Annotated in this window: 10 protein-coding genes; 9 read left to right on the top strand and 1 reads right to left on the bottom strand. The window is 52.3% G+C overall.

The window, feature by feature from the left end:
* The first annotated feature begins 31 nt into the window (after positions 1-31).
* The 8 genes from U869_RS0125630 to U869_RS32310 are packed head-to-tail and all read left to right on the top strand — an operon-like array spanning position 32 to position 6,472.
* On the top strand, positions 32-790 hold the full coding sequence (locus U869_RS0125630; protein WP_025123747.1) for a Gp138 family membrane-puncturing spike protein: 759 nt from the start codon (positions 32-34) through the stop codon (positions 788-790).
* Positions 787-1,140, top strand: coding sequence for a hypothetical protein (locus U869_RS0125635; protein WP_025123748.1), 354 nt, complete (start codon positions 787-789; stop codon positions 1,138-1,140). The genes U869_RS0125630 and U869_RS0125635 overlap by 4 nt, the downstream gene beginning before the upstream one ends.
* Complete coding sequence (locus U869_RS0125640) at positions 1,140-2,330, top strand: baseplate J/gp47 family protein (RefSeq protein ID WP_029988508.1); 1,191 nt, start codon at positions 1,140-1,142, stop codon at positions 2,328-2,330. Before U869_RS0125635 ends, U869_RS0125640 begins: the two co-directional genes overlap by 1 nt.
* The gene (locus U869_RS0125645) at positions 2,327-2,998 is read left to right on the top strand and encodes a DUF2612 domain-containing protein (protein ID WP_025123750.1); all 672 of its coding nucleotides are present in this window, start codon (positions 2,327-2,329) and stop codon (positions 2,996-2,998) included. Before U869_RS0125640 ends, U869_RS0125645 begins: the two co-directional genes overlap by 4 nt.
* Positions 2,991-3,902 carry a hypothetical protein gene (locus U869_RS0125650; protein ID WP_025123751.1) on the top strand — a complete coding sequence of 304 codons (912 nt, stop codon included), beginning with the start codon at positions 2,991-2,993 and terminating at the stop codon, positions 3,900-3,902. Before U869_RS0125645 ends, U869_RS0125650 begins: the two co-directional genes overlap by 8 nt.
* On the top strand, positions 3,902-4,078 hold the full coding sequence (locus U869_RS32305; protein WP_157834768.1) for a hypothetical protein: 177 nt from the start codon (positions 3,902-3,904) through the stop codon (positions 4,076-4,078). Before U869_RS0125650 ends, U869_RS32305 begins: the two co-directional genes overlap by 1 nt.
* A gap of 9 nt (positions 4,079-4,087) precedes the next feature.
* Entirely contained in the window at positions 4,088-6,289 is a 2,202-nt protein-coding gene (locus U869_RS0125660) for a hypothetical protein (RefSeq protein ID WP_029988512.1), read from the top strand.
* A gap of 9 nt (positions 6,290-6,298) precedes the next feature.
* Complete coding sequence (locus U869_RS32310; protein WP_157834769.1) at positions 6,299-6,472, top strand: hypothetical protein; 174 nt, start codon at positions 6,299-6,301, stop codon at positions 6,470-6,472.
* Here the strand turns inward: U869_RS32310 and U869_RS0125670 are convergent.
* Positions 6,469-6,711, bottom strand: coding sequence for a hypothetical protein (locus tag U869_RS0125670; protein ID WP_025123752.1), 243 nt, complete (start codon positions 6,709-6,711; stop codon positions 6,469-6,471). The two genes, U869_RS32310 and U869_RS0125670, sit on opposite strands and share 4 nt — an antisense overlap.
* Positions 6,712-6,891: 180 nt before the next feature.
* Between U869_RS0125670 and prfC the strand changes: the two genes are divergently transcribed.
* Positions 6,892-8,481 carry a peptide chain release factor 3 gene (prfC, locus tag U869_RS0125675; RefSeq protein ID WP_025123753.1) on the top strand — a complete coding sequence of 530 codons (1,590 nt, stop codon included), beginning with the start codon at positions 6,892-6,894 and terminating at the stop codon, positions 8,479-8,481.
* The last annotated feature ends 40 nt before the right edge of the window (positions 8,482-8,521 follow it).

Here is an 8,521-nt window from a genome sequence, read left to right on the forward strand (position 1 = left end):
GGTGACCATAGATTTTTTATGGGGAAAATTCATGCCCGTATCACTCCAATCTCAGATCGGCGGTAAGCAGCAGGCCGATCAAGCATTAGCCGAATCCATTTCCTCAAAAATACGTGTTGCCATCCCCGGCGTGATCCAGTCCTTTGATCCCGATGCCGTGACGTGCGTCGTTCTGCCTGGCGTGAAAGGAGAAGAAACGGACAGCAACGGCACGCGGGTACCTCTCGATCTGCCGCTGCTGGTGGATGTACCCGTCATTTTCCCGCGTGGCGGGGGCGTTACGCTCACCTTCCCGGTTAAGGCGGGTGACGAGTGCCTCGTTGTGTTTGCGGACCGCTGCATCGATTTCTGGTGGCAGAGTGGCGGGGTACAAGAGCCGGTATCAGAACGGCAGCACCACTTGGCCGACGGCTTCGCCATACTTGGACCGCAATCGCAGGCGCAGAAAATCAGCGGCCTCAGTACCAGCGCCGCGCAGCTGCGTACCGACGATGGGGCGGCATTTATCGAACTGGATCCTGGCAGCCACGCGGTGACCGTAACAACCCCCGGAAAACTGACGGCCAGCGCCATGGGCGGTACCGAGATTAACTCCCCTGAAATCGTGCTCAACGGCAACGTGACGATCAACGGCAATCTGTCACAGGGCATGGGTGAAGACGGCGGAACGGCGACGATGTTGGGGCCGGTGAACGTAACCAACGATGTAACCGCTGGCAGCAAGAGCCTGATGAGCCACACGCACGGCGGCGTAGAAACTGGCAGCGGCAGCACGGGAGGCCCGCAATGAGGTACCGGAAAGAGGACGACAGCGGCGATTATACGTTTGGCCAGGGTGACAATACGTTTCTGACGAACACCCCGGAGGCAGTCGCCCAGGCAGTAAAAACCCGGTTTGAACTGTGGACCGGTGAATGGTTCCTCGATGTGACCGAGGGCACCCCTTACAAAGAATCTATCCTCGGTAAACACAAATCCTCGGCCTATAACATGGCTGTACGCGAACGCATCCTCGGTACCCAGGGTGTTACCGAAATCCTTGAGTTCACCACCGAATATGACAGCGACACACGTAGAGTTGTGTTTAACGCTCGTATCAACACGCTGTACGGCGAAACGACTGTAACCAGCGAGGCATAATGCTAAATCTCGACACGCTTGGGCTTGCGGCCACTGTGACCGCGAGCGGCATCACCGCGCCTGATTACCAGACAATCCTTAATACGTTGACCGGTTTTTTTCAGCAGATTTACGGTGATGATGTTTACCTGGAGCCAGACAGCAAAGACGGCCAGATGCTGGCTATCTACGCGCTGGCCATTCACGACGCGAACAACACATCGATCGCCGTCTATAACTCATTCAGCCCGGCAACTGCCCAGCATGGCGCGCTGGCGTCTAACGTCAAGATTAACGGGATATCGGTCAACGCCGCCAGCCGGTCAACGGCAGACGTGCTGATTGTTGGCCAGGTTGGCAGGCAAATTACAAACGGCGTTGTGCGGGACGGTAACGGCATATCGTGGTCACTGCCAGCGGTGGTGACAATCGGCACCAATGGCCATGTGACTGTTACTGCCACTTGCCAGGTTGATGGTGCCACGGTGGCACCCGCAGGCACCATCACGGTAATCGCGACACCAACGCAGGGCTGGCAGACTGTCACGAACCCGGCAGCCGCCACACCAGGGCGACCAGTGGAAACCGATGCGGAATTGCGCCAGCGGCAAACACAGTCCGTCTCTCTGCCGTCTAGCACTGTGTTGGATGGCATCATGGGCGCCGTGGCCACGCTGCCCGGCGTGGAGCGCTACAGGCCATATGAGAACGACACCGATGTAACGGATGCTAATGGGCTGCCACGGCATTCTATTTCGATCGTAGTCGATGGCGGCGACGCAACAGCCATCGCCCAAACCATCGCGACGAAGAAAACGCCGGGCGGTGGAACCTACGGAACGACGACGATCCCAATTGCGGACAAATACGGCATCGTTCACCCGATTAGCTTTTTCCGCCCGACGACCGTCAATATTTTTGTCGAGATCCAGATCAAAGCGTTGCAGGGATATACCTCGGCGATCGGCGAAGAAATCCGGGTTGCTATTGCGGCTTACATCAACGCTATCCGCATCGGTGACCCGGTTTTCATCACGCGCCTTTTTCTGCCGGCCAACTTAAACGGCAGCGCAGACAGCGCGAATTACGACATTATCGATCTGCAGATTGGTCGCTCAGCAGGTTCGCTGGCCCCGGCTAATATCATCGTGGGGTTTAACGAGGCGGCAGCCTGCGACGCGGATAACGTGGTGCTGGTGGTGACATCATGACCGAGACAAAGTATCAACGCCTGATCCCGTCTTATAACAAGCACAAACCGAAGTTTTACGACCACATATCCCTTATCACCCAGCCTTTTGTAAATATCCAGAACGCTTTAACCCAACAGGTAACCGACTTTGATCTGGATGCTGCCATTGGCGTACAGCTCGATGCCGTTGGGCTCTGGGTGGGCATTGGCCGCCAGATAGCGACGCCTATCACTGGCGTTTACTTTTCCTTTGATGATGACGAACTGGGATTTGGGGCGGGGCTCTGGCGTGGCCGGTACGACGCTGGCGGCTTCACCGTGCTGGATGATGACACATACCGCACCATAATCCGCGCCAAAATTTCCGCGAACCACTGGGACGGCACAACGGAAACTCTCAGTGACATCTACCAGAAAATTTTCCCGAACGGGGAAACCAAAATTTTCGCTGTTGATAACTTCGATATGACGATGTCGGTCTATATCACGGGTAACAGTATTACGCCGGTTATGAAAGTCGTCATTGAGATGGGCTACCTGGACATCAAGCCCTCAACCGTCCGCATTAAAAATTACACCATCACAACTGCCTCCGGTCCGATCTTCGGCTTCGACATTCAGAACGAATTTATATCGGGGCTTGATACCGGCGCGTGGGGCGCACCATTGGGAGCATCAAATGCCTAAGAATGAGTTTTTGCCGTTTGGCACGGCGGCGAACGCCAACGTATTGACCAATGCAGATTACCAGGCACTTCCTGCCAGGAGCGGAGGCTTTTCCTCTGGTGTGGCCAAATCTGAGGAACTCAACAAAGCATGGCGGCAGGGCACCGTTATGGCTGCCGCCGTCGGGCAATTTATTGCTGACAAGACCGGCCAGGATGTTTTGGATGATGGAAATGTTCCCGCTCTACAGGCGGGGTTACAGGCGGCAATGATTGCTCAAACCCCTGGGCGACTTCTAAACGTGCAAGTGATCACAACTTCCGGCGTATACATCCCCGTCGCAGGAACAAAATTTGTGATTGTAGAAGCGATAGGGGCTGGTGGTGGTGGCGGTGGTTGCCCTGCAACTTCTACGGGGCAGATCTCCTACGGTAACGGAGGTACATCCGGAACATACGGCAAGAGTATTTTCAGAACTGGCTTTTCTGGTGTCCCTGTACTGATAGGTGCTGCGGGTAGTGCTGCCTTGGGAGCTACTGGCGGAGCAGGCGGATCTACGTCATTTGGGAGCTTACTCATTTGCCCGGGCGGCGCGGGTGGTGGGGCTCGCGGCCCTGTGGCTCCTCCTATCGGTTTGGGGGGCGCTGCTGCATCTGGCTCACCGGCAACGGGGGCGAATATTGTATCCGTAGGCGGCTCCCCTGGCGAAGCTGGTTTTGCCGTATCGACAGTAATAGTCGTTTCAGGGCTGGGGGGAAATTCGTTCTTTGGTGGTCCAACCGCAAGAAATGTCGTCGGCGCCTCCCCTGCAGCGGCATACAACTACGGGGCTGGTGGCACAGGAGCATTTACTGGGGAGCTGACCAGCGCAATCGCAGGCGGTGTTGGCGGCAAAGGCGTTGTTATTGTGTGGGAGTATGCGTAATGAAATATTGCCTAATAGCGAATAATGTCGTGGTGAATGTTATCGAGTGGGACGGGGAAGCTCAGATACAGCTTGGAGATATGAAAGCTATTTCAGTCGGTGACGATGTGTATGTAGGTCCGGGATTTTTGTATGACGGTAAAAAATTTACGGCACCAGAGCAAACTGAAAAATGAGGTCAGATCATGTCATCTGAAGGCTTGCCAGTAAATAATGTTGTTGAAGTTGATACAGAGCTTGCCCCGCGAAATGTTCAAGAGGCGGCAAACGTCGCTTCAACAAGCCAAAATGCCGACAGTGCAGCAGTGTCTGCGGATGCTGCTTGGAAATTTAGCCGAACTGCGGCTACTGCAGCCGATATAGCCGCAATGAGTAAAGAGGAGGCTGCTGCATATGCGGCACAATCGCAGGCAGCGTCAGAAACGGCTTATGAAGATTCACGAGAAGCTATCGATAAAGCTATAAAAGAGTCGGGTTTTTCCCCGATAGATTCCTTTGAGGCAGGGGCGACGTTGGAGCTTATAAGCTCGGCGTTACGCTGGATTGGCAACAATAGTGCATTTTATTCTTGGCGCGGTGGATATCCTAAAGTTGTTCCTCCTGGGTCAACTCCAGAAACGACTGGGGGTTTCGGGGATGACGCTTGGGTTGATGTTAGTGATTTAACGTTGCGCAGTGAAATCAGTAGTCCAGCGGGTGCCGCGGTGATTGGTCGCTGTGCTGACATTGACCAGCTTTATTATCAGGAACCACAGCGGCACGGCGATAAAATTGATGTTATGTCTTTTTCCGCGTCGTGGAGTGACTCCCTGCTAGGAACGCACGCACCAGGTTATTTTTATTACGACGCCACAGACACGACATCACCCGCTAACGGTGGAACAGTTGTTGTCAATAAATCAGGAAAGCGTTTAAAGCGCATCATTGATGATGTTGCCAACACTAGAATGTTTGGCTGCTACGGTGATGGGGTAACTGACGACAGTGATAGTCTACAAGCAACGATTGATGCTGCAGTCATGTCCGCGGACTACGGCGTAAAGTCTGTAGTAAAAGTCATTGGCCGCGTGAGGATCACTAAAACAATCTACTTCGATGCCTCTAAAGTTTCATTCTCTGGCCCTGCTGAAATTGCAGTTGACCCAACGGGAATATACAAAAACAATGTGGCCATCTGGATCACACAGGCATCTACGGAAGGATTGGCATCATATAAAAACAAAATCACCCCTATTTTTCAGGGTATATACTTCACTTCGTTTAATGCTGATGGTAACTTTTCAAGAACGATTGATTTGTTCTTTGCAGAGAATAAATCCGGCAGTTCAAATGATAATGCGTCCGCATTGCATAACGTCAACTTCTGCCAGTTTTCGGGTTTCAATAAAATATTCATCAATGGCGTGGGTGGCTGGGGGTGGAACTGGAATGGGTGTGGTTGGAATAGTTGCAATAGATTGCTCTATTTAACAAATCAGGACGACACCTACGAACGATTCTCATTTTTTGGTTGCATTTGGCAAAATGCTGGGTATGCATTTGAAATAGATAACCCAAATGGAAAAATTTACTGGCAAGGCGGCTCCCTGGACTACTGTTCTGGGATCGGGATTATCACCCGTGGGTTTGTAGAGATTAACTCACATCAGGAATGGCAAAAGCGGACTTTGCCATTAGCAGAGTTAAATACACCCAATGCACAATTGTTAATTACAGGGGGGTATTTTGCTGTCAGGGTAAACGAGCAACCATATGTAATGTTTAATCAAACCACAAGAGATCAGGTTACAATCCGTGACTCAGTCGTTGTGTCAGATGGCGTTAACCCGAAATATGCTAAGCTGTCGAACCTTCCCTTAATTACAGATAACGTTACCTTCACGAACGATGCTGCTAAAGTAATGGCGTTAGAAATGCCAGCCTCTTCGATAGATGCAGACGGGATGTCAACAACCACTTTCATTGTGTCTGGCACTGGACTGACGGAGACAATTCAAAGTGACAACAGCCGACTTTATACATCCACCGTGGGAAGTGGAGGATCAAAAGGTGTTGATGTATTAATTCCAATAGTGGGTTCAAAGCAGGTTGGATTTCAACTTGTCGTATCAAGTGCAGGGGTTAGTGATGTTTATATTAAAAAGCTCATCACTAATAACAGTATCGTTACTGGAACCAGCGCAAACGCCACGACAGGATTAATTGCAGATTATTCTTTGAACGGGACAACAACCATCCCTGGTAGTAGTTCACACATGTTGTGTACATCAGGGACACTTTGGCGCGTGGGAGGCTCGTCATTTTACTTAAGGATAAGGCTAAATGCGGACGCCCTTAAAATTGGGGAATCATTGACCATTCACTCGGTTAAATTGGTTAGTTGCTAAGGTGAAATTATGGAAATTGGAAATACGGTTGTCTGTATCACCAATGTAAGCTGCCCTAGTTTAGTTGAAGGGCAGCCCTATACCATCGGTTTGATATCTGCTGATGGTGATCTTGTACAAGTGGAAGGGGATGAAGAATTTTACTGCGCTTGGCGCTTCGCCCCTGAAATGCCAGCTGATTAATTCTTCGGCAGCTCCTCGTAGCGGTAGTTCTGTACGGCTGCGAACACATCCTCAAAGGTGGCGAAGGGCTCAAGGAACGCCCGACGCCACTCTCTTTGATAATGGACATCCAGCCAATATTGGTCATCCTCATCGTGCCACACGCAGAATGAATCGCCAGCGTCGCGATCGGGTTCTGGGTACGCCTCGTTTTCGTTCATGAAAAAGATTGCATTCCCCATGATAGTTACCTTGCGCATGTGTTGCTCCTGGCCGAATTTTCCTACTGAGTGTAGCGGGCCGGGTGGTAGCTATGCGAATTTGGTGATCGGCAGGTTTGAGCAGATCATGGTGCGTCAATTTCTGTACGCATGTAGAATCACCGCCTAAGCAAAAATTTAATTTGTACACGCTGTTGTACATATCTGAGAAACGACATAATGAAAGACCTCAGTTTCGCCCAGCAGGTGGCCTCTAGGCGCACATTTGCTATTATCTCGCACCCCGATGCGGGTAAAACTACCATCACCGAGAAGGTGCTGTTATTCGGACACGCTATCCAGACCGCCGGTACGGTAAAAGGCCGTGGCTCTAACCAGCACGCCAAATCCGACTGGATGGAGATGGAAAAGCAGCGTGGTATCTCGATCACCACCTCAGTGATGCAGTTCCCGTATCGCGAGTGTCTGGTAAACCTGCTGGACACCCCGGGGCACGAAGACTTCTCCGAAGATACCTACCGTACCCTGACGGCGGTGGACTGCTGTCTGATGGTGATCGACGCCGCTAAAGGCGTTGAGGATCGTACCCGCAAGCTGATGGAAGTTACCCGTCTGCGCGATACGCCGATCCTGACCTTTATGAACAAACTTGACCGCGATATCCGCGATCCGATGGAAGTGATGGATGAAGTTGAGCGCGAACTGAAAATCGCCTGCTCGCCAATCACCTGGCCAATCGGCTGCGGCAAGCTGTTCAAAGGGGTTTACCATCTCTATAAAGATGAAACCTATCTGTACCAGACCGGTAAAGGTCACACCATTCAGGAAGTGCGCATCGTTAAAGGGTTGAACAACCCGGATCTGGATGCTGCCGTAGGTGAAGATCTGGCTGCCCAGCTGCGTGATGAGCTGGAACTGGTGCAAGGGGCTTCCCATGAGTTTGAGCAGGAAGCCTTCCTGGCAGGCGAACTGACTCCGGTGTTCTTCGGTACCGCGTTGGGTAACTTCGGCGTTGACCATATGCTTGATGGGCTGGTGGCTTGGGCGCCTGCGCCAATGCCGCGTAAAACCGATACCCGCGAAGTGGTTGCCGCAGAAGAGAAATTTACCGGCTTCGTCTTCAAGATCCAGGCCAACATGGATCCTAAACACCGTGACCGCGTGGCGTTTATGCGCGTGGTGTCTGGCCGCTATGAGAAAGGTATGAAGCTGCGCCAGGTGCGTACCGGCAAAGATGTGGTGATCTCTGATGCACTGACCTTTATGGCCGGTGACCGCTCGCACGTTGAAGAAGCCTATCCAGGCGACATCATCGGCTTGCACAACCACGGCACCATTCAGATCGGCGATACCTTCACCCAGGGTGAGGATATGAAGTTCACCGGTATTCCAAACTTTGCGCCAGAGCTGTTCCGCCGCATCCGCCTGCGCGATCCGTTGAAGCAGAAACAGTTGCTGAAAGGGCTGGTCCAGCTTTCGGAAGAGGGTGCAGTGCAGGTGTTCCGCCCAATTGCCAACAACGACCTGATCGTAGGGGCGGTGGGTGTGCTGCAGTTCGACGTGGTGGTTGCCCGCCTGAAAAGCGAATACAACGTGGAAGCGCTGTATGAGTCGGTCAACGTCTCCACCGCACGTTGGGTCGAGTGTGACGACGTGAAGAAATTCGAAGAGTTCAAGCGTAAGAACGAGCTGAACCTGGCGTTGGACGGCGGCAACAACCTGTCGTATATCGCACCAACCATGGTTAACCTCAATCTGACGCAGGAACGCTACCCTGAAGTGGTGTTCCGCAAAACTCGCGAGCATTGATCCCACGCCCCTCACCCTAACCCTCTCCCTGTACAGACCG

This window comes from Serratia sp. H1w (assembly GCF_000633355.1).
Lineage (GTDB): Bacteria > Pseudomonadota > Gammaproteobacteria > Enterobacterales > Enterobacteriaceae > Chania.